We start from the raw sequence: 20,166 nt of genomic DNA, 5'->3' as shown, positions 1-20,166 counted from the left end.
TGGGAGGCCGTCTCATTAGCGGAATAGACAGTACTGCGCACTGCGTAGTACTGTCCACGGCGCAACAGTGACACTCCTTAAAGGCGGAGTTCGTTTGGTGATCAAAATGGGCTTCGCCGATTTCGACCACCAAGCCGAGGTGGGAGGGGCCATGGACACCAGTCAACTGCTCAAAGGGGTGCTGGACCTGGCCGTGCTTGCGGTTCTGCGCAAGGACGACGGGTACGGGTACGACGTGGTGCGCAGACTGCGCGCCGGGGGATTGGACGAAGTGGGCGACGCGTCGGTGTACGGCACGCTTCGGCGGCTCTACAACGCGGGGATGCTGACCTCGTACGTGGTGCCCAGTGAAGAGGGGCCGCACCGCAAGTACTACAGCATCAACGAGACCGGGCGGGCGCGCCTGGCTGAGTCGAGGGAGACGTGGAGGTCGTTCGCCAGCACGCTGGACGGCCTGCTCGAGGAGGTCGCAGCATGAACACGCAAGCGCTTGGTGTCGAGTACTACCTGACCGGGATGCGCGCCGCCCTCGACGACCTGCCGCCCAACGAGGTCGCCGAGATCATGGAGGACGTCGAGGCGCACATCGCCGAGCTGTCGTCCGAGATCGGTGAGAACGAGACCTTGGAGCAGCGCCTCGGGCCGCCCGAGCAGTACGCGCAGGAGCTCCGGCAGGCCGCCGGGTACCCGGCGCGGACCGAGCGGTTGCCGGTCACGACCAAGAACCAGCTGCTGACCCGGCCTCGGGTCGCGGCGTGGGGATTGGTGGCGGCCACCGGCATCACGTTGCTCGCGGGGGCGGCTGCGTTGCGGGAACCCGCGGTTCTGCTCCTGCCCGCGGTGATCCTCGTGTTGAGCCTGGCTCTCGTGAACGACCGCGGGCCCGTGCAGCAGCAGATCATGAACCTGCCGGAGACGGTCCGGCTCAAGAAGTGGCTGACGCCTGAGGCGGGCACGCCGGCCGAGCGGGCGATCACCTATCTCAAGTCGTTGCAGCCCGCCTGGTGGCTGGTGCGGGCCGGGTTGCTCGGTCTTGGTGCCGTGCTGCTCGCCGGTCGCGACATCCTCGGGTTCCTCGCGATCGCCGCCGTCGCGGTGGTGTCGGTGTTCGCCGGACCGCGCGCCAAGGTCGACCGGCGCTGGCTGTGGTTCAGCCTGCCGGCCTCGGCGCTGGCGGTGGGGCTGCTGTTCCAGGTGATCGACGTGACGGCGGGGCAGCTCGGGTACAACGCGTCGCGGTCTTCGTACTCGGGGCCTGTCCTCGAGACGTACGAGAACATCTACGCGTACGACGAGAACGGCAAGCTGCTCACGAACGTGCTGCTGTACGACCAGGACGGCAGGCCGATCAACGCGCGAGAGGGCTACACCGGCTGCTATGCGCCCGACAACGGTCCTGAGCCGGTCATTCCCGCTAACCGTTATCCGCGGCCGAAGGTCGGCTACGAAAACGGTCGCTGTTACACAGTGGAACCGAGCGTGACCGCTCCGTCATCAACGTCGAGCACGGCACCGCCGAGTTCTGGAAGCGCGACTCCGAGCTCGGTGTCACCTACTTCCGTGTCACCCAGCAAGTAATCGAAGGAGCGGGACCCGTCGGGGGGTCCCGCTCCTACTTGTTCTGCTGTGGCTCAGCCAGGTGGCGCAAAACCGGCATGGCCGAGCGCAGGTGTTCTCTGTCTTCTGGCGAAAGTTCGGACATTCTTTCACTCAATAGTTCGGCTTCGCCGTGAGCGAGCGACAGGATCGTCTCGCGGCCGACTTCGGTGAGCACGACTATCGTCGCTCTGCCGTCGGCCGCGTCAGGCTCTCTTCGGACGAGGCCGGTGGACTCCAAGCTGGTCACGACGGTTGTAGCGGTCGGCTGAGAACACAGCGCGCGCACGGCGATCTCGCCGATCCGCATCGGGCCGTGGGCGCTCAGTTCTGACAGCACCAATAACTGGGTGGGTTGCAAACGACGGGCCGGAGCGGCCTGCCGAAGACTTCGCACCAGCCGGTGCACGGCCACCACGAGTTGAAGTGCCTCGTGGTTGGTGACGGTGGTGGGCATCGTTTCTCCGCGCGCATGTGATTGTCCGAATTCGGACACGAACCCTGGCACTTTCCCTCATTCACGCTCCGCGCGCTATCCGCCAACTGCCGATAACCCATTCGGCCGTTGTGGTGACGCGGGGTGTCACGGCACGCGTCCGACACACTTAAATGTGCTGGTAAACGGCGTAAAAAGCGCAGCGAAGCTCACTCGAACGGGCGCCGGGCTGAAGCATGATTCAACGAGACAGATCTGCTGTCAGAACTGTGGGAAGGCGCACTCGTGTGACCGTGTGGCGCAGTGCGTACCCCCGAACGGTCCACCTCCGGCCAGGGCAGACTGGTCCGGTGAGTCCGAAATCCAGACGTGGCGAGCTCCGCATCCACCTCGGCGCCGCTCCCGGTGTCGGCAAGACGTTCGCCATGCTCGGTGAGGCGCACCGCCGGCGGGAACGCGGCACGGACGTGGTCATCGGATTCGTCGAGACCCATGGTCGTGCGAAGACCGCTGAGCTGGCCGAAGGCCTGGAAATCGTCGCGCGCAGGCACTCCGCGCACCGGGGCGCCGAACTCACCGAGATGGACGTCGACGCCGTGCTGGCCCGTGCGCCGCAGGTCGCCGTCGTCGACGAGTTGGCGCACACGAACGCACCTGGATCTCGTAACGCAAAACGGTGGCAGGACGTCGAGGAACTCCTCGAAGCCGGGATTGATGTGCTGTCCACGGTCAACATCCAGCACCTGGAATCGCTGAACGACGTCGTCCACCGCATAACGGGCGTACCGCAGAAGGAAACGGTGCCGGACGAGGTCGTGCGCAAAGCGAACCAGATTCAGCTCGTCGACCTCACTCCGGAGGCTCTGCGCCGCAGGCTCGCCCACGGTGACGTCTACGCGGCGAACAAGATCGACGCCGCGCTCGGCAACTACTTCCGCGTCGGAAACCTCACGGCGTTGCGCGAGCTCGCGTTGCTCTGGGTGGCCGATCAGGTCGACGTCGCGTTGCTGCGCTACCGGACCGAACAACAGATCACCGACACGTGGGAGACACGCGAACGGGTCGTCGTCGCCATCACTGGTGGCACGGAGAGCGAGACGCTCATCCGTCGCGCGCGTCGCATCGCCACGCGCGCGGGTGGCGACTTCCTCGTCGTGCACGTGCTTCGCGGCGATGGCCTCGCGGGCGCTGATCCGCACTCACTGCAGAAGTACCGCAAGCTCGCCGAAGACGTCGGTGCCACGTTCCACACCGTTGTCGGTGATGACGTGCCAACGGCGTTGCTGGAGTTCTCACGTGGCGTCAACGCCACACAGCTCGTGGTCGGCACCTCGCGCCGTTCGCGGTTCGCGCGCGTGTTCTCGGCGGGTATCGGCTCCACGGTGGTGCAGGAGTCCGGCCCGATCGACGTCCACATGGTCACGCATCCGGCGACGACCAGCGGCTGGCGGGCCCGGCTCACCGGTAGTCCGCTGAAGCCGAGCCGGCTCGCGTGGGGATGGGTCCTCGCAGCGGCCGGTCCCGCGCTGGTCACCGCGGCCGGGGCGTCATTGCGCGGCGGCCTGAACTTCTCCACGAACGTCATCGGCTACCTGCTGGTCACGCTCGTCGTGGCGATCGTCGGCGGGCTCGGTCCCGCGATCACCGCCGCGCTGATCAGCGCGTTACTGCTGAACTTCTTCTTCACCGAGCCCTTCTACACGTTCACCATCGACGCGCAGCAGAACGTGCTCACCTTCTTCGCGATGATCATCGTGGGCGTCTCCACGGCGTTGGTGGTGGACCACGCCGCGCGCCGTGCGACCCAGGCAGCACGCGCTCGCACCGAGGCCACGCTCCTCGCCTCGTACGCGCGCACCGTGCTGACGAACCCGCAACCACTCGCACGGCTGTTGGAGAAGGTGAAGGAGAACTTCGGCCTCACGTCCGTCGCGCTGCTGGAACGCGTCGACGGTTCCTGGGAACGCGTCGCGTGCGTCGGCATCGGCCCGTGCGATGAGCCCGACGACGCGGATGTCGACATTGCCGTGACCCCGGACGTGCACCTCGCACTGCGCGGCCGTTCGCTGCCCGCGTCCGACCGTCGAGTCCTGGAAGCGGCCGCGGGCCAGGCGTTGCTCGCGCTCAGGCAGCAGCGCATGGCCGAGCAGACCCTCGAAGCCCAGCGCCAGGCCTCCCGCACCGAACTGCGGACCGCGCTGCTCTCGGCCGTCGGCCACGACCTCCGCACGCCGCTGACCTCGATCAAGGCGTCCGTCGGCTCGTTGCGCGACCCGGAACTGACGCTGTCGGACACCGACACCGCCGAGCTGCTGGAGGCGGTCGAGGAGTCGGCGGACCGCCTGACCGGCCTCGTCGACAACCTGCTCGACTCCTCCCGCCTCGCCACCGGCGCCGTGGAGCCGCAGTTCCGCGCCGTCGACTACTACGAGGCCGTCGCACGAGCACTCGTCGGCCAGACCGGCGACATCGAGGTCGACGTCCCGGAGTCGCTGCCACCCGTGCGCGCCGACGTGGGCCTGCTCGAACGCGTGATCGCGAACGTCGTCGGCAACGCCCTGCGCTACGCCGGTGCCGTGGCGTTGCGCGCCTCCGCTCACGGCTCCGAGGTGGAGCTGCGCGTCGTCGACCACGGCCGCGGCCTGCCCAGCGGCACCGCGGACCAGGTCTTCGCGCCGTTCCAGCGCCTCGGCGACCGGACGCCGGGTGGCGTTGGTCTCGGTCTGAGCGTGGCGAAGGGCTTCACCGAGGCCATGGGAGGCACGATCACCATGGAGGACACACCCGGTGGCGGCCTCACCGTGGTGATCTCACTCCCCACCGAGGAGAGGGTCGCGTGACAAAAGTACTGGTGGTCGACGACGAGCCGCAGATCGTGCGCGCCCTGCGGATCAACCTCTCGGCCAGGGGCTACGAGGTCCTCACGGCCCCCGACGGCGCCACGGCCCTCCGCCTGGCGGCGGACGGCAAGCCGGACGTCGTGGTCCTCGACCTCGGCCTGCCCGACATGGACGGCACCGACGTCATCGCGGGCCTGCGCGGCTGGACCACCCTGCCGATCATCGTCCTGTCCGCCCGCACCGACTCGTCCGACAAGGTGGACGCCCTGGACGCCGGCGCCGACGACTACGTGACGAAGCCGTTCGGCATGGACGAGCTGCTGGCCCGGCTCAGGGCCGCCGTCCGCCGCTCGGCCGCAGCAGGCCCCGAGGACGAGCCGATCGTGCAGACCGCGTCGTTCACCGTCGACCTGGCGGCGAAGCGCGTGCTCAAGGACGGCGCCGAGGTGCACCTCACGCCGACCGAGTGGGGCCTGCTGGAGGTGCTGGCGCGCAACGCGGGCAAGCTCGTCGCGCAGAAGCAGCTGCTGCGGGACGTGTGGGGGCCCGCGTACGAGAAGGAGACGCATTACCTGCGGGTGTACCTGGCCCAGTTGCGGCGGAAGCTGGAGCCGGAGCCCGCTCGGCCGCGGCACCTGCTGACCGAGCCGGGCATGGGGTACCGGTTCGAGCTGTGACCGACGAACAAGCTCTCGCGGCTGGTTTCGCATGACCGGGTGCGCCGCTGCTCTCGCGTCCGAACGCGGCTGCCGTATGGGCCGCGTTCGGACGCGTCGGACTCCTGTGCGCGCGGCGTTGGCACACGAACCGGCCGCGGCGTTGCCCAGGGCGGTGCTGCTGACTTCTGGCCGTGTCTGTGCGAACGGACGAGGCCCTAACGCACGTGCTGTCTGCCGATGCCGCGAGCGTCGCGGTGGGTCTGCTGGTCAGGATCGTGAGTTGTCCACAGATCGCCCAGCGGTGGGTTGACAGGCGGTTTTCGCAGATAGGGTGGCTCTAGTTGGCCGGTCTGCCCCTTGGGAGGGCGGGGCCTTGCCACAGCGCGATTTCGAACGTCGGCTACCTGAGCCCGCTCGGGGGAGTCAGGGCTTCGGGTCCGGCGTGCCGGTGCTCGACGACGAGGACGACGGCGGTGCGGTGGGCGACTCCGAAGAAGGAGGAGTCGACGACGGCGGCTCCGTCTCGGACGGCGGCGTGCTCTGCGTCTCGGTCTGCGTCGGCTGGGCCGGGTCGGTCGTCAGCTGCGGCTGGTCCGGCGTGCCCGGCTTCGGCTGGTCCTGCGGGCGCGCGGCCTGCTTGCGGTCCGGTGCGGACGCCGGCTTCGGCGCGCCGGAGGACACGGTGACCACGACGGTGCTGGTGCTGCCGTCCGGCGCGACGCTCGTGATGGTCTGCACGACGTCTGCCGACGTGCGTTCCGGAGCCGCCTCGCGGCCGGAGGCGGCCAGCATGGACGCCACGGTGGCGAACAGCGTCGCCACGACCACGCCGCCCGCAGCCAGCATCACTGCCGTTCCCATGCGCTTCTTGGGCTGGGCCTGCTCGGTCGGTGACTGCGGATGATCTTCCTCGAACACCACTCGCTCCTCGGGGGAAACCCGGTCGGATGGACTTGTGTTCGAGTTATCGGCGGAAACACACCAAAGCCTCAGCAGAGCCACACCTTCGTGTAGCTCTGCGTTACGGAGCGGTGACTGGCGTAACCCTAAGGGGCCGTCGTCGTTGTCGTCGCACCCGTTGTGGTGGTGGTCGTCTTGTCCGGCGGCGTCGTCGTCGTGACCTCGGGGGGCGTGGTCGTCGTGGGGTTCGACGTGACCACCGGTGGCGGGTCGTCCGTCGTGACCGTCGTCGTGGTGCCGTCGGCGCGCGTGATGGTCGTGACCCGCGTCTGCTTCTTCGTCGTCGTGGTGGTCGCCGAGGTGGTGGTCACGGCTGCCGACGACGTCTGCTCGACGGTCGAGGTCGGTGCGGAGGTCGGCACGATGCTCAGGGCGTCGCGCACGGCCTCCTTGCGCGGCGGCTGGGTCGCCGGGGACTCGTTCGCGGTGTCGGAGCCCGCGGCGAGGGAGGCGACGGCGGCGAAGACGGTCGCCAGCACGACGCCTGAGGCGGCTAGGACGATCTGCGGTGCACCTCGGAAGAAGCGCGAGCGCGAGTCCGGTTCCGGGCTCTCGTACACGAAGTTTCCCCTGCTCGAAACGGTCAGCGGCCGAAGTTCTGGGTCCAGTAGTTGCCGCGGGTGTCCAGGCCCACGCCCATCGTGGTGAAGCTGCAGTTCTCGATGTTCTCGCGGTGGCCGGTGGACTTCATCCAGCCGTCGACGACGGCGGCGGCGTTGGGATAGCCCATCGCGATGTTCTCGCCGCCCGGCTTCGGGTAGCCGGCCTCGCGCATGCGGACGTCGAACGTCCTGCCGTCCTGCGAGGTGTGCGAGAAGTACTTCTTGGTCGCCATGTCCGTGCTGTGGGCCTGCGCGGCGGTCGTGATGCGGTCGTCGATCACGAGGGCCTTGCAACCTGCTGCGGCACGGGCGTCGTTCACGAGCGCGAGCACGGCCTGCTCCGGCGTCTGGCCGGTGGGCTGCTGCGTCTGGGCGGGCGGCTTCGGCGCCTCGGGGGGTGGCGTCGTGGTGGACGGGGCCGCCGGCGTCGAAGGTGTGGAAGAAGGCGTCTCGGTCGTCGCCGAGGTGGCGGGCACCGAGGAGGACGTCTGGGGTGCCGGGGCGCCGGTGTCGGCGTTACCGCCGTCGGACGGCTGTCTGTTGCCGTTGGGTGCGGCGGCGTTGCCCGTTCCGAACTGGTTCGCTGCGTCGGTGGTCTCCTGCTGTGCGGCGTTGGTGAAGCTGATGCCGAGAGGAGAAGTGCCGGTGACGGCGAGGCCGCCGATACCGGTTGCACCGATCAGCAGGCCGAGTAAGAGGCTGCGGGCACTCACGGGTCGGGACCGTACCACTAATGGGTGACAACCTCAGGGTGCGTCTTCAGTCACCTGGCGTGACTACGCAACCATTCGGCGGTGGACGTGCGACTAAACGCGTGGGTGCGTGGACGGGTTCAGGGCGTTGGTTTCCGCTGGTGGACGCGAGCCAGGGCGCTAGAACTGGGCCTGGTCGGAAGTGCTTCGAACAGGCCGGACGGCCGGGTCGAGGTCGTTGCCGAGGGTTCGCGCGAGAAGTGTGAACAACTGCTGAAAGCTCTCCGTTCGGGTGAAACCCCCGGACACGTCGAATCTGTGGGTGAGCAGTGGTCTGATGCCAGGGGCGACCTGACCGGGTTCGTCGAGCGCTGAACCGTTCCCCGAGAGCCGGCGTAGTAGGAGATCGTGGACTCCTCAGAAGACGTCCTCATCCAGCTGTACGACCGCTGGAGAGGCCCGCTGCTGCACTACGTGCTGCGGCTGGTCGACGGCGACTACCAGCAGGCAGAGGACGTCGTGCAGGAGACCCTGCTCCGCGCGTGGCGCAACCACGAGGACCTGAAACCGGACGACGCGGCACCGTGGCTCTACACGGTCGCCAAGAACCTGGTGATCTCCGGTTACCGCCGCCGCAACGCACGCGCGACCGAGGTGCCGCTCGAACCGGTGGACCTCCCGCCGGTCAGCGACCAGGTCGAACACGTGCTGCAGACGTGGCAGATCGCGTCGGCGCTGCGGGCGCTCACGCCCGAGCACCGGACGGTCGTCATAGAGCTGTACTACCGCCGCCGCACCGTCGCGGAGGCAGCCAAGACGCTCGGCATCCCGCCGGGCACCGTCAAGTCGCGCTGTTTCTACGCACTGCGGGCGCTGCGCGACGCACTGGAGGAGAGAGGGGTGACCGAGGCGTGAGCTGCCAGCACACCGTCGACGTCGGCGCCTACCTCTTCGGCTCGCTCGACCTCAAGGAACGAGCCGCGTTCGAACGTCATCTCGGCGACTGCGACTGCTGTCAGGCCGAGATGCTGCGGCTGGCCCCGTTGCCGGGGCTGCTCGGCCGCCTGACCCTGGAGGACGTCGAGAATCTCGACGAGATCCCCGTCTGCCCGCCCGAGCCGAAGCACGACCAGCGCCGCGTGCTGATCGCGTGCGCGGCCGTGCTGGTTCTGCTCGCGCTGGCCGGGGGCAGTTTCCTCCTGCGGCAGACACCGGCGCGGCCCTCCGCGGCGCCGACCTCGTCGAGCAGTCAACCGCCGACGCCGGTCTGGGCGGCCAAGGACGCTGCCACCGGCGTGAACGGCGAGGTCTCGATGGTGTCGAAGACCTGGGGCACCGAGATGTGGTTCAAGCTCGGCGAGGTCAGGCCGGGTGCGCGCTGCAAGGTCATCGTGTTCGACCGGCAGGGCCAGCGCGAGGTCGGCGGCTGGTGGGGTTCCGATCATGCGCCTGACGAGCGGATTCCCGGTTCCACGTCGTTCCGGGTCGACCAGATCGAACGCATGGAGGTCTCGGACGAGAAAGGGCTGCTGGTCACTCTGCGTCCCTAGCGCTGTGATCGCCGACCTCCGCCGCACCTTCCACTGCTCAGCCCGGCACCGCGAGGCGCCCGTCCGAACAGCGGAATGCGGGGCGAAGGCCGACGATCACAGCGCGTGGACGCGCAGGTCAACCCACGCCTCCCGCACCACCCGCAAGCGCTTGGGTACTCTGCCCCGCGTGCATCTCAAGAGCCTGACGCTGAAGGGCTTCAAGTCCTTCGCCTCGGCTACCACGCTGCGCTTCGAGCCCGGCATCACCTGCGTGGTCGGCCCCAACGGGTCCGGCAAGTCCAACGTGCTCGACGCGCTGCGCTGGGTGATGGGCACGCAGGGCGCCAAGGACCTGCGCGGCGGCAAGATGGAGGACGTCATCTTCGCCGGCACGTCCGGCCGCGCGCCGCTCGGCCGCGCCGAGGTGACGCTGACGATCGACAACGCCGACGGCATGCTGCCGATCGAGTACACCGAGGTGTCGATCACCCGCCGCATGTTCCGCGAGGGCGCCACCGAGTACGAGATCAACGGCAACTCGTGCCGCCTGATGGACATCCAGGAGTTGCTTTCGGACTCCGGCATCGGCCGCGAGATGCACGTGATCGTCGGTCAGGGTCAGCTCGCCGCGATCCTCGAGTCCAAACCGGAGGAACGGCGCGCGTTCATCGAAGAGGCCGCCGGCGTTCTGAAGCACCGCAAGCGCAAGGAAAAGGCGCTGCGCAAGCTGGAGGCGATGCAGGCGAACCTGACGCGCCTCACCGACCTCACAGCGGAACTGCGCCGCCAGCTCAAGCCGCTCGGCAAGCAGGCCGAGATCGCCCGCCGCGCGCAGGTCGTCCAGTCCGAGCTGCGGGACAGCAAGCTCCGCCTGCTCGCCGACGACCTGGTGACGCAGCGCGAGGCCATCGCGCAGGAGGAGCACGACGAGGCGAAGGCCCGCGCGCGCCGCGCCGAGGTCGAGAAGTCGTTGCAGGCGGCGCAGTACCAGCAGAACGAGCTGGAGGAGCGGGTCGCCGCCGACTCGCCGAAGCTGCAGGCCGCGCAGGACACCTGGTACCGGCTGTCCGCTTTGGAGGAACGCCTCCGCGGCACGGTCAGGCTCGCCGCCGAACGCGCCCGCCACCTGTCCGCCGACGTGGACGCGCCGTCGCGCGGACGTGACCCGGACGACCTCGACCGCGAGGCCGAGGAGACCGCCGAGATGGAGCTGGAGCTCCAGGAAGGCGTGACCGAGGCCCGCATCGCGCTGGCCGAGGCCGTCGAGACGCGCGCCGAGTTGGAGCGCATGGTCTCGCAGGCGGAGAAGGCGCACATCGCCGCCGTCCGCGCGATCGCCGACCGCCGCGAAGGCCTCGCCCGCCTGTCCGGTCAGGTGGAAGCGTTGCGCAGCAAGACGAGCGCGACCGCCGAAGAGATCGAACGTCTGTCCATCACGCTGTCCGAGGCGTCCGAACGCGTCGAGTACGCGTCGATGGAACTGGCCGAGGCACGCGAGATCACCGGCACCGAGGACGAGGACGACCACGGCCTCGACGAACGCCACCGCCAGGCCGCGCAGGCCAACGACGCGGCCAGGCAGCGCGTCGAGGAGCTGGTCAAGGCCGAACGCACCGCGGAACGCGACATCGCGTCGTGGCGCGCCCGCGTCGACGCTCTCTCGCTGGGCCTCACGCGCAAGGACGGTGCGGGCGCGCTGCTCGCGTCGGACGTGCCGGGCCTGCTGGGTTCCGTCGCCGCGTTGCTGACCGTCGAACCCGGCTACGAGGTCGCGCTGGCCGCCGCGCTCGGCCCGATCGCCGACGCCGTCGCGGTGTCGTCCGGTGCCGGCGCGCTCGCGGCCCTGAAGCTGTTGAAGGAGAAGGACGGCGGCCGCGCCGGCGTCCTGATCGGCTCCCACGGGTCCGCTGTGGACACCAGTCAGTGGGGCCACCTGCCGCACGGCGCGCGGTGGGCGATCGACGTCGTGCACGCGCCCGAGGCGTTGCGCCCGGCGCTGGCTCGCGCGCTGGATCGTCTTGCCGTGGTGGAAGACCTGGACACCGCGGCCGGGTTCCACGGCCGTGCGGTGACCCGCGAGGGCGACCTCTTCGGCACGGACTGGGCCGTCGGTGGCTCGGGCGCCCAGGGCCAGAGCGTCATCGAGGTGCAGGCCGCCGTCGACGAGGCGCAGGAGCAGCTCGCGACCGCGGAACGGGCGCTGGAGCACGCAACGGCTGCACTCGAAGGCGCTCGTGCCGAGCAGCAGGCCCGCCGCAAGGTGCTCGACGCGGTGAAGGAGGCCGTGCAGGAGGCCAAGGTCCGGCAGGCCCGCTCCGGCGAGCGGCTGAACCGGATGGCCACGGCCGTGCGGTCCGCGGAGGCCGAGGTCAGCCGCATCTCCGAGCAGCGCGCCAAGGTCGAGCGGTCGCGCGAGGAAGCCCTGATGAAGCTCGCCGAGCTCGAAGAGCGGCTGCTGATGGCCGAGGAGGAGCAGACCCTCGACGACGAGCCGGACACCGACCAGCGCGACGCGCTGGCCGCGGAGCTCGCTCAGGCCCGCCAGGCCGAGATGGACGCCCGCCTGGTGCAGCGCACCGCGGAAGAGCGCGCACGGGCGTTGCAGGGCAAAGCAGAGGGCCTGCGCCGTGCCGCCCGCGCCGAGCGCGAGGCCCGCGAACGCCACGCCCGCGCCACCCAGCACCGCGCCCGTGGCGCCGTGGTCGCGAAGGCCGTCGTCCGCGCCGGCGAGCAGGCGCTGGAACGCATCGAGATCTCGCTGGCCCGTGCCGCCCGTGAGCGCGACCAGGCCCAGGAGCGCCGTTCGCAGCACGAGCTCCTGCTGACCCAGGTGCGCAACCTGGTGCGCGAGATGTCCGGTGAGCTGGAGAAGCTCGTCGACGCCGTGCACCGCGACGAGGTGCTGCGCGCCGAGCAGCGCATGCGCATCGAGCAGCTGGAGACCAAGATCGCCGAGGACTTCGGCATCGGTCTCGAAGACCTGACCAACGAGTACGGCCCCGACGTCATGGTGCCCGCGTCGGCCGCCGAGATGGCCGAGTACCAGGCAGCCAAGGAACGCGGCGAGCAGGTCTCCGAGCCGCAGCCGATGCCGTACGACCGCGACACCCAGGTCCGCCGCGCCAAGCGCGCCGAGCGCGACATGTCGTTGCTGGGCAAGGTGAACCCGCTCGCGCTGGAGGAGTTCGCCGCGCTGGAGGAGCGCTACAAGTTCCTCTCCACGCAGCTCGAGGACATCAAGGACACCCGCCGCGACCTGCTCACGGTCGTGAAGGAGGTCGACGACAAGATCCTCGAGGTCTTCTCGCTGGCCTACGAGGACGTGGCGCGCGAGTTCGAGATCGTCTTCAAGGTCCTGTTCCCCGGCGGCGAGGGCCGCCTGGTGCTGACCGAGCCCGGCGACATGCTGACGACCGGCATCGAGCTGGAGGCCCGCCCGCCCGGCAAGAAGGTCAAGCGCCTGTCGCTGCTCTCCGGTGGCGAGAAGTCGCTGGCCGCGGTCGCGATGCTGGTCGCGATCTTCCGCGCCCGCCCCTCACCGTTCTACGTGATGGACGAGGTCGAGGCCGCGCTGGACGACACGAACCTGCACCGGCTGATCGGCCTGTTCGAGCAGCTGCGGGAACGGTCGCAGCTGCTGATCATCACGCACCAGAAGCCGACCATGGAGATCGCGGACGCGCTGTACGGCGTCTCGATGCGCGGTGACGGCATCTCGCAGGTGATCTCGCAGCGGCTGCGCACGACCGGCGACGAGCCCGCGCGTGCGGCGGCGCCCGCCGCGCAGCCCGTGGAGCCCGCTGAGGCCGTGGAACCGTCGCCCGAACCTGCGGAGGCAGAGGCCTGAGAGGGCGGCCGGAGCGGTGCCTGGGGGGCTTGAACCAGCCCCGGCCGCGGCCTCTGCGCGAGCTGCGCCAGCGCGGCGACCTTCCTCTGGACGAGGAGAGGTCCCCCTAGCGCCGTGCGGACGCAGCCCGGCGCCTGAAGGGGTGAGATCCCCCGGTTCCCACCTCACCACTCCAGGTGCGCAGCGCAACTCTGCCCGACGAACCTTGTGGAAACCTTGTATCGCCAGGTCAGGCACTCGTTTCGGCAGCGTTCGCCTGGGTCCGGGCGGTAGTCGCTCAGGCGCCGCGGGAGTCCAGCCTGGCGGCCTGTTCCGGAGTGGGCGCGGTGCCGCCGAGGTGCGCCGGCGTCCACCAGGTACCGGGCTCGTTCGGGTAGGAGGCCTGCGCGGTGTCCAGCAGGTCCTGCATCCGCTTGCGCAGCACGTCGTCGCCCGAGTCGCCGGGGGAGGGCTCGAACGGCTCGCCGATGAGGATGGTGACGGGGATGTGCCGCTGGGTCAGGTCCTTGGGACGGCCCTTGGTCCACAGGCGCTGGGTGCCCCACAGCGCGACGGGGATGATCGGAACGCCGGCCTCGTGCGCCAGGCGGTTCGCGCCGGACTTGATGTCCTTGACCGTGAACGAACGGCTGATCGTGGCCTCGGGGAAGATCCCGACGACCTCGCCGGTGCGGAGCGCGGACAGGGCCTGCTGGTAGGAGGCCTGGCCCGCGCTCCGGTCGACGGGGATGTGGTGCATGCCGCGCATGAGCGGGCCTGCGATCTTGTTGGCGAAGATCTCGTGCTTCGCCATGAATCGCGTGAGGCGCCCCGAGGGATGCGCGCCATAGCCCGCGAAGATGAAGTCGAGGTAGCTGACGTGGTTCGACGCCAGCACCGCCCCACCCGTGCGGGGAACGTGGTGCGCCCCCTCGACGGTGAGCCGCAGATCGAGCACCTTGAACATGAGCTTCGCTGCGGCGATCACCGGGGGATATACGCGATCCGACATACTTCCGAACGGTAGCCGTTAAGAGCTACTGACCGGTAGCGGCCCCTTCGTGTTCTCGCATGATCTTTGGCACGCCCGCCAGATCCTCGTCGTTGCACAGCAGCTTGAGGTCGTAGTACGGGTTGCCGTGGGTGTCGTCGTAGTCGAGATGCACTGCGATCACGTCCACGGGTTCGCCCAGCCAGTCCTGGGTCTGCCGCAACCAGGCGGCAGCGCGTTCCAGAGCTGACGGAAGATCATCGTCTCGGAATTCGACCGGCCGATACGGAACACCCTGGACACCGTCCCGGTTGTTCGGCGGCAAGGGCAGGTCGACGGCCACCCCGGATTCGTTGAGATCGAGTTGGATCGTTTCCTCACTCACTGTAGAAGAGTCCCCCACCCTCACCTGCCCTGCAAGCCCGAATCTGCGTGTCGCGCCTACGACGTGGGTGTTCGTGACACGGCATACCAGCGCCGCGGAGCCCACCGGTGTGAGTGATGTCTCGTGCTTCATGTACCGCGCTTCAAGAACGCGATGTCGCGCTTGACCTTGGTGATCCGGTCGTGCGTGGGCATGAGCACCCGCGACAGCGCCGTCAGCAGCTGCTCCAGGTCCTCGGCCGCTCCCGCGGCGTCACCGGCCGAATAGCGCAGGCCGGCCAGCAGCTGCCGGGTCTCCAGGACGTCGTCGTGCTCGGGACCCAGCACCCGGACCTGGTCGCGCAGCAGGGGCTCGCAGACCTCGACGGCCTTGCCGAACTGCTTCGCCGTGCCCAGCACCCGCGCCAGGTTCAGCCGGACGGTGAGGGTCCGGGGGTCGTCCGCACCCGCCGTCCGGGTGTAGTCCCGCGCGAGCGCCCTGAACTCGGCGGCCGCTCCCCTGAAGTCGCCCGCGTGGGCCCTGGCCTGCGCCTGAGCGTCCCTGGCGGTCAGCTCTCCGAGTTCTCCGACGGACGACATCCGCGCGATTTTACAGAGCAACGCGTTCGTGACCTGGCACCGGTGAAAACTCCCTCGCTTCGAACGGCCGTGCGAGTGACCATTCCTCCTATGTACGACATCCGTTTCGCCGAACCTGGCGACCTCGGCGCCACGATGGCGCTGCTGGTCCGGCTCCAGGCCGACAAGGCGCACCACATCGGGTACCTCGGTGAGACAGTCGAAGAGCTCCGCGCGGAGCTCGGCGAGTTCGAGCCCAGCTGGGCGGACTGCACGGTGGTGGCCGTCGACGCCGACGACAACATCACCGGCATGCTCAGCGTGGAGATCGATGCCGAGCTCGGCCGCGCGTGGCTGCACGGCCCGTTCGTCGACGTACCGGTCAACCACCCCGCGGGCAGCCGCATCTGGGACCAGACCGCCGACGCGATGTTCCGGCGCGCCACCGAGCTCCTCACCGGCATCACCGACCTCGAGCTCTACGGGCACACCGCCCACCGGCGATTGGCGGCGTTCGCCGAACGGCACGCCTTCAGCGCCGGCAAGGCGAGTGCCATCCACGTCCTCGACAACGGGGATCTGCGCACGTTGCTGCTCAGGGACGCCAAGTGTCCCAGCGAACGTGAGATGCGCGTCCTCCCGACAGACCGGTTCGTGCACGAGGCCGTCGCGGTCCTGCACGAACGATGTTTTCCGCACACGTACCTGTCCGGCAAACAACTCGTCGAGTCCGATCCGGCCAAACGCACGGTCGTCGTCGCCATGGACGGTCAACGCGTGCTCGGCTACGCCGCGGGCAAAGCCCAGCCCGAGGAGTACTACGTCGACTTCGTGGCCGTCGAGCCCGACGTCCGCGGTCAGGGCGTGGGCGCCGCCCTCGTCACCGAACTGCTGTGGAAGCTCGCGGCGGAACACGGCGCCAGGCCGCAGGCCGCCGCGTCCATCTACGCGGGCAACGAGTCGTCGCAGAACATGTTCGCCCGCCTAGGATTCCGCCTTCACATCGAGCTCGTCTCGTACCGCCACCCGGCGTGATTTGCCCCAAGAAGAATGACGGAGTGACAGCAACCCACCCACGAGCAAGGTGACCGCCACCCCCAGGGGCGTGTTCCACCAGCCGGTCAGGGACTTCAGGTCGGCCGTCGCCTTCCCGAAGTTGATCGTCGGCGTGCTGCCGGCGAACTTGACCCCGAGAATCACGAAACCGACGACCAGCACCGTCGACACGAACGCGATGATCGCGTCCGCCTGCGTGACGCGCTTGAAGATCAGGCCGAGGAGGAAGGCCCCGAGCAGCGCGCCGTAGGTGTAGCCGGCGATGCCGAGCGCCTGCACCACGATCGGATCCGCCGTGGTCTTGTTCGAGGAGGCGAACATGCCCGCGCAGACGATCAGCAGACCCGCCCACGCGAGGGTCCAGATCCGGCCGTGGCGCAGGCGTTCCTCGTCGGTCATCGGGGTCTTGCGGATGCGTTCGTAGACGTCGGTGACCGTGCTGGAGGCCAGGGCGCCCAGCGACGAGGACAGCGCGGCGGCGAGGATGCCGGCGATCACGAAGCCGGACAGGCCCGACGGCAGCGAGTTGACGATGAAGTACCCGAAGAGCTCGTCCTTGTTGCCGAGCTTCAGGTCCTTCACCGGGTCCACGCCGTTGTAGAACGCCCACAGCATCACGCCGATGAACAAGAAGAACGCGAACTGCAGGAACACCACGAAACCGGAGGCGATCAACGCCTTCTGCGCGGACTTCACGTCCTTGGTGGACATGAGCCGCTGCACGATCAGCTGGTCCGCGCCGTGCGAGGCCATCGACAGCAGCGCACCGCCGAAGAACGCGGCGATGAACGGGTACGCGCCCGTCAGCGGGGACGACGTGAAGTCGAAGATCTGGAACTTGTTGACGTCGACGGCCTTGGAGAACCAGCCGTCGGGCAGCTGACCGGACAGCCACCAGATCACCACGAGGCCGCCGAGGACGTACCAGAGCATCTGGATGGCGTCGACCCAGACGACCGCCCGCACGCCGCCGAAGAAGCTGTAGAACACCATCGCGATGCCGAGCGCCAGGATGATCGCCCAGTAGTTCGCGTTGATGCCGTACTGGCTGAGCACCAGCTTGATCGGGATGGCCGTCGCGAAGAGCCGGATGCCGTCCGCGAGCAGGCGGGTGAACAGGAACGTCACGGACGCCGTGGCGCGCATGCCGTTGCCGTAGCGCTTGCCCAGGAACGCGTACGCCGTCACGAGGTCACCGGCGATGTAGCGCGGCAGCAGCACGAAGCTGACGATGATGCGGCCGACGATGTAGCCGAGCGCGAGCGTCAGGTACGTCATGCCGCCCTGTGCGGGCGTCGCCATGTACGCGATCACCGGCACGCTCAGCACCGTGAGCGTCGACGTCTCCGCGGACACGACCGAGAGGCAGACGACCCACCACGAGATGCGTTTCTCGCTGACGAAGTAGTCGGTGGACGACTTCTGCCTGCCGCCGATCCACATGCCGAGCAACGGCATTCCGACGAGGAACAGGACGATGATCGCGAGATCTAGTCCACGCACTTCGGGTCCCCCACATTCAGCTTGGTCACTGGACCGGTGACGGGTTCTGGCAGTCGCAGCGGCCCGTCTCCGGGCGTGATGCTGCCGAGCAGCCGCGGCCCGGACGCGCCGGTCGCGGACGGCGTGTTGCCCGCGACCCCGTGCCACGTCAGGAATCCGAGCAGCGCGGCGAGGTAGGCCTCCTTGCCGTCGCGCGGCAGGCCCAGCGAGTCGCTGATCTTCAACGGGATGGGGTCGAGCGCCTTGGTCAGGGCTTCGACCAGCACCGGGTTGCGCATCCCGCCGCCGGACGCGACGACGGTGCTCGCGTCGTGCGCGCGGCAGGCGTCCGCGATGGTGCGGGCGGTGAGTTCGGCGAGCGTGCGGAGCATGTCCTCGGCCTGGACCGTCGGGAAGCCCTGGAGGTACTCGGCGTTGAAGTGCTCCTTGCCGGTCGACTTCGGCCACGGCTTGGCGTAGTACGGGTCGGTGAGGAGCTTCTTGAGCACGTCCTCGCGGACGGTGCCCCGCCTGGCGAACTCGCCGTTGGTGTCCTGGCGCCGTTCGCCGTTGGAGAGCACCTCCATGACGGCGTCCATCAGCGCGTTGCCGGGCCCGGTGTCGTAGGCGATGGGCTGGCTTCCGGGTCGCACGACGGTGATGTTCGCGATGCCGCCGATGTTCAGCGCGATCGCGGGCGCGTTCTCGACCATGCCGGCGAGCCACAGCGCGTCGAGCGTCGACGCCAGAGGTGCGCCCTGGCCTCCCGCGGCCACGTCGCGGACCCTGAGGTCGGCCACGACGGGGACACCGGTCCGTTCGGCGATCCAGGCGGGCTGGCCGAGCTGCAGGGTGCCGAGGCAGTCGCCGTCCTGCACCTCGTGGTGCACGGTCTGCCCGAGCGAGGAGATCAGGTCCGCCGGCAGATATCCGGCGGCGACTTCGCCGAAAGCCTGCCCGAGCGACGTGTCGAAGGCGCACACTTCAGCGAGGTCCCGTGGTTTCTCCAGCAGGTCCTTCGGGAACGGGTGCTCGGCGCACTGCACCGGCACGAGCTCGACGGCGTCACCGTTGATCGACAGGTCGGCGACGGCGACGTCGATGCCGTCCATCGACGTGCCGGAAATCAGTCCGATCACCCTCACGACGTGTGGTCTATTCCACAGTGTGGCGGGACGCAAGAGCTTTGGTGAAATCTTCGCCTAATTGAGCAACACATGGTTGACAGGTCACATGAGGGTCTGTGAAACCATGAGCTCGTGTCGACGTCCTCCCTTGTCCTGATCCTCGTCGTCGTTGCGGTCGTGCTGATCGCCGCGCTGGTGACCGGTGTGGTGCTGACGCGTCGCCGTCGCATCAGCCTGACGCAGAAGGAGGAGACGCCGAGGCCTGGCGGATACCAGGCGTCGTCCGGGATCTCGCTGACCCCGGCGGCCCCCGAAGCCACCACCGCCGAGGCGGTGGCCGTGCCTCAGGTCCCGGTGCCCGTCGAGCACCCGGTGGCCGACCGGACCGAGGTCGACGGCCAGCCGGGCGTCGGCGACGACGCCTCCGTGCCGCGCGACTCCGCGAAGCGCGGCTTCGTCGAGGTCGACCTGCCGGAAGAGGCGTCCGAGGTCGAGGAGATCGAGCCCACGGCCGGTCGCCTGGAACGTCTGCGCGGCAAGCTCTCCAAGTCGCGCAACGCGTTCGGCACCTCGCTGCTGGGGCTTCTGGGTGCTGGAGACCTCGACGAGGACTCGTGGCAGGACGTCGAGGACACGCTGCTGATCGCCGACCTGGGCGCGGCCACGACCAACGAGATCGTGGGGACCCTGCGTTCGAAGATCGCCGGATCCGCTGTGCGGACCGAGGCCGAAGCGCAGGCACTGCTGCGCGGGGTCCTGATCGACGCCCTCGGGCCGAAGATGGACCGTTCGCTGAAGGCGCTGCCGCACGCCGGCAAGCCCGCTGTGCTGCTCGTCGTCGGGGTCAACGGCGTTGGCAAGACCACCACCACCGGCAAGCTGGCGCGCGTTCTTGTGGCTGACGGTCGCACTGTGCTGCTGGGTGCCGCTGACACGTTCCGCGCTGCCGCTGCCGACCAGCTGGAGACCTGGGGCAAGCGGGTCGGGGCCGAGACCGTGCGCGGGCCTGAGGGTGGGGACCCCGCCTCCGTGGCGTTCGAGTCCGTGAAGCGCGGTATGGACACCGGGGTCGACACGGTGCTGATCGACACCGCTGGGCGGCTGCACACCAAGAAGGGCCTGATGGACGAGCTTGGCAAGGTCAAGCGCGTGGTCGAGAAGCAGGCCGTGGTGGATGAGGTTCTGCTGGTCCTGGATGCGACCACTGGGCAGAACGGGCTGACGCAGGCTCGGGTGTTCGCGGAGCAGGTGGACATCACCGGCATCGTGCTGACCAAGCTGGACGGCACGGCCAAGGGCGGCATCGTGTTCCAGGTGCAGCGTGAGCTCGGCGTGCCGGTCAAGCTCGTCGGCCTCGGCGAGGGTGCCGATCACCTGGCGCCGTTCGAGCCGGGCGCCTTCGTGGACGCCCTGCTCGGCTGACGT

19 protein-coding genes are annotated in these 20,166 nt (G+C 68.8%); 10 read left to right on the top strand and 9 right to left on the bottom strand.

Annotated elements, in window-relative coordinates; genetic code table 11:
* Positions 1-151 precede the first annotated feature (151 nt).
* Together SK571_RS03195 and SK571_RS03190 are read left to right on the top strand one after the other, a co-directional pair.
* On the top strand, positions 152-478 hold the full coding sequence (locus SK571_RS03195) for a PadR family transcriptional regulator (RefSeq protein WP_090066438.1): 327 nt from the start codon (positions 152-154) through the stop codon (positions 476-478).
* Positions 475-1,578, top strand: a complete 1,104-nt coding sequence (locus SK571_RS03190) for a DUF1700 domain-containing protein (protein WP_319982481.1) — start codon at positions 475-477, stop codon at positions 1,576-1,578. The genes SK571_RS03195 and SK571_RS03190 overlap by 4 nt, the downstream gene beginning before the upstream one ends.
* Before the next feature lie 34 nt (positions 1,579-1,612).
* On the opposite strand, the gene SK571_RS03185 is transcribed toward SK571_RS03190, so the two are convergent.
* Positions 1,613-2,053: a MarR family winged helix-turn-helix transcriptional regulator gene (locus SK571_RS03185; RefSeq protein ID WP_319982480.1), complete on the bottom strand. Its 441-nt coding sequence runs from the start codon at positions 2,051-2,053 to the stop codon at positions 1,613-1,615.
* 329 nt (positions 2,054-2,382) lie between these two features.
* On the opposite strand from SK571_RS03185, the gene SK571_RS03180 reads away from it, so the two are divergent.
* Both SK571_RS03180 and SK571_RS03175 read left to right on the top strand, forming a co-directional pair.
* Positions 2,383-4,872: a sensor histidine kinase KdpD gene (locus SK571_RS03180; protein WP_319982479.1), complete on the top strand. Its 2,490-nt coding sequence runs from the start codon at positions 2,383-2,385 to the stop codon at positions 4,870-4,872.
* Positions 4,869-5,549, top strand: a complete 681-nt coding sequence (locus SK571_RS03175; protein WP_319982478.1) for a response regulator — start codon at positions 4,869-4,871, stop codon at positions 5,547-5,549. Before SK571_RS03180 ends, SK571_RS03175 begins: the two co-directional genes overlap by 4 nt.
* A 405-nt stretch (positions 5,550-5,954) precedes the next feature.
* Here SK571_RS03175 and SK571_RS03170 read toward each other — a convergent pair whose 3' ends face one another.
* The 3 genes from SK571_RS03170 to SK571_RS03160 form a co-directional block, all read right to left on the bottom strand.
* Entirely contained in the window at positions 5,955-6,449 is a 495-nt protein-coding gene (locus tag SK571_RS03170) for a hypothetical protein (RefSeq protein ID WP_319982477.1), read from the bottom strand.
* A 128-nt stretch (positions 6,450-6,577) separates the two neighbouring features.
* Entirely contained in the window at positions 6,578-7,051 is a 474-nt protein-coding gene (locus SK571_RS03165; RefSeq protein ID WP_319982476.1) for a hypothetical protein, read from the bottom strand.
* A gap of 23 nt (positions 7,052-7,074) precedes the next feature.
* Positions 7,075-7,806, bottom strand: coding sequence for a CAP domain-containing protein (locus SK571_RS03160; RefSeq protein ID WP_319982475.1), 732 nt, complete (start codon positions 7,804-7,806; stop codon positions 7,075-7,077).
* A gap of 81 nt (positions 7,807-7,887) precedes the next feature.
* On the opposite strand from SK571_RS03160, the gene SK571_RS03155 reads away from it, so the two are divergent.
* The 4 genes from SK571_RS03155 to smc all read left to right on the top strand — a co-directional run bounded on the left by SK571_RS03155 (position 7,888) and on the right by smc (position 13,164).
* Complete coding sequence (locus SK571_RS03155; RefSeq protein ID WP_090066431.1) at positions 7,888-8,160, top strand: acylphosphatase; 273 nt, start codon at positions 7,888-7,890, stop codon at positions 8,158-8,160.
* Between the two features lie 33 nt (positions 8,161-8,193).
* The gene (locus SK571_RS03150; RefSeq protein WP_090066430.1) at positions 8,194-8,700 is read left to right on the top strand and encodes a sigma-70 family RNA polymerase sigma factor; all 507 of its coding nucleotides are present in this window, start codon (positions 8,194-8,196) and stop codon (positions 8,698-8,700) included.
* On the top strand, positions 8,697-9,335 hold the full coding sequence (locus SK571_RS03145; protein ID WP_319982474.1) for an anti-sigma factor family protein: 639 nt from the start codon (positions 8,697-8,699) through the stop codon (positions 9,333-9,335). The genes SK571_RS03150 and SK571_RS03145 overlap by 4 nt, the downstream gene beginning before the upstream one ends.
* Before the next feature lie 169 nt (positions 9,336-9,504).
* A complete protein-coding gene (smc, locus tag SK571_RS03140; protein ID WP_319982473.1) occupies positions 9,505-13,164 on the top strand; it encodes a chromosome segregation protein SMC in 3,660 nt (1,219 codons plus the stop codon).
* A 277-nt stretch (positions 13,165-13,441) separates the two neighbouring features.
* Here smc and SK571_RS03135 read toward each other — a convergent pair whose 3' ends face one another.
* From SK571_RS03135 to SK571_RS03125, 3 genes are all read right to left on the bottom strand, one after another.
* Complete coding sequence (locus SK571_RS03135; protein WP_319982472.1) at positions 13,442-14,155, bottom strand: lysophospholipid acyltransferase family protein; 714 nt, start codon at positions 14,153-14,155, stop codon at positions 13,442-13,444.
* Between the two features lie 25 nt (positions 14,156-14,180).
* Positions 14,181-14,519, bottom strand: a complete 339-nt coding sequence (locus SK571_RS03130) for a hypothetical protein (protein WP_030479697.1) — start codon at positions 14,517-14,519, stop codon at positions 14,181-14,183.
* A gap of 128 nt (positions 14,520-14,647) precedes the next feature.
* Complete coding sequence (locus SK571_RS03125) at positions 14,648-15,097, bottom strand: tetratricopeptide repeat protein (RefSeq protein ID WP_319982471.1); 450 nt, start codon at positions 15,095-15,097, stop codon at positions 14,648-14,650.
* A gap of 90 nt (positions 15,098-15,187) precedes the next feature.
* On the opposite strand from SK571_RS03125, the gene SK571_RS03120 reads away from it, so the two are divergent.
* A complete protein-coding gene (locus tag SK571_RS03120; RefSeq protein WP_319982470.1) occupies positions 15,188-16,111 on the top strand; it encodes a GNAT family N-acetyltransferase in 924 nt (307 codons plus the stop codon).
* Here the strand turns inward: SK571_RS03120 and SK571_RS03115 are convergent.
* Together SK571_RS03115 and SK571_RS03110 are read right to left on the bottom strand one after the other, a co-directional pair.
* The gene (locus tag SK571_RS03115) at positions 16,061-17,635 is read right to left on the bottom strand and encodes a sodium:solute symporter (RefSeq protein ID WP_319982469.1); all 1,575 of its coding nucleotides are present in this window, start codon (positions 17,633-17,635) and stop codon (positions 16,061-16,063) included. The two genes, SK571_RS03120 and SK571_RS03115, sit on opposite strands and share 51 nt — an antisense overlap.
* Positions 17,623-18,753, bottom strand: a complete 1,131-nt coding sequence (locus tag SK571_RS03110; protein WP_319982561.1) for an anhydro-N-acetylmuramic acid kinase — start codon at positions 18,751-18,753, stop codon at positions 17,623-17,625. Before SK571_RS03110 ends, SK571_RS03115 begins: the two co-directional genes overlap by 13 nt.
* Positions 18,754-18,873: 120 nt before the next feature.
* Here SK571_RS03110 and ftsY point away from each other — a divergent pair, with 120 nt between their 5' ends.
* Complete coding sequence (gene ftsY, locus SK571_RS03105) at positions 18,874-20,163, top strand: signal recognition particle-docking protein FtsY (RefSeq protein WP_319982468.1); 1,290 nt, start codon at positions 18,874-18,876, stop codon at positions 20,161-20,163.
* The last annotated feature ends 3 nt before the right edge of the window (positions 20,164-20,166 follow it).

Source organism: Lentzea kristufekii (genome assembly GCF_033949925.1).
Classification (GTDB): Bacteria; Actinomycetota; Actinomycetes; order Mycobacteriales; family Pseudonocardiaceae; genus Lentzea; species Lentzea kristufekii.
Note: the sequence above shows the minus strand (reverse complement) of the source record. Positions and strands in the feature narration are given on the sequence as shown.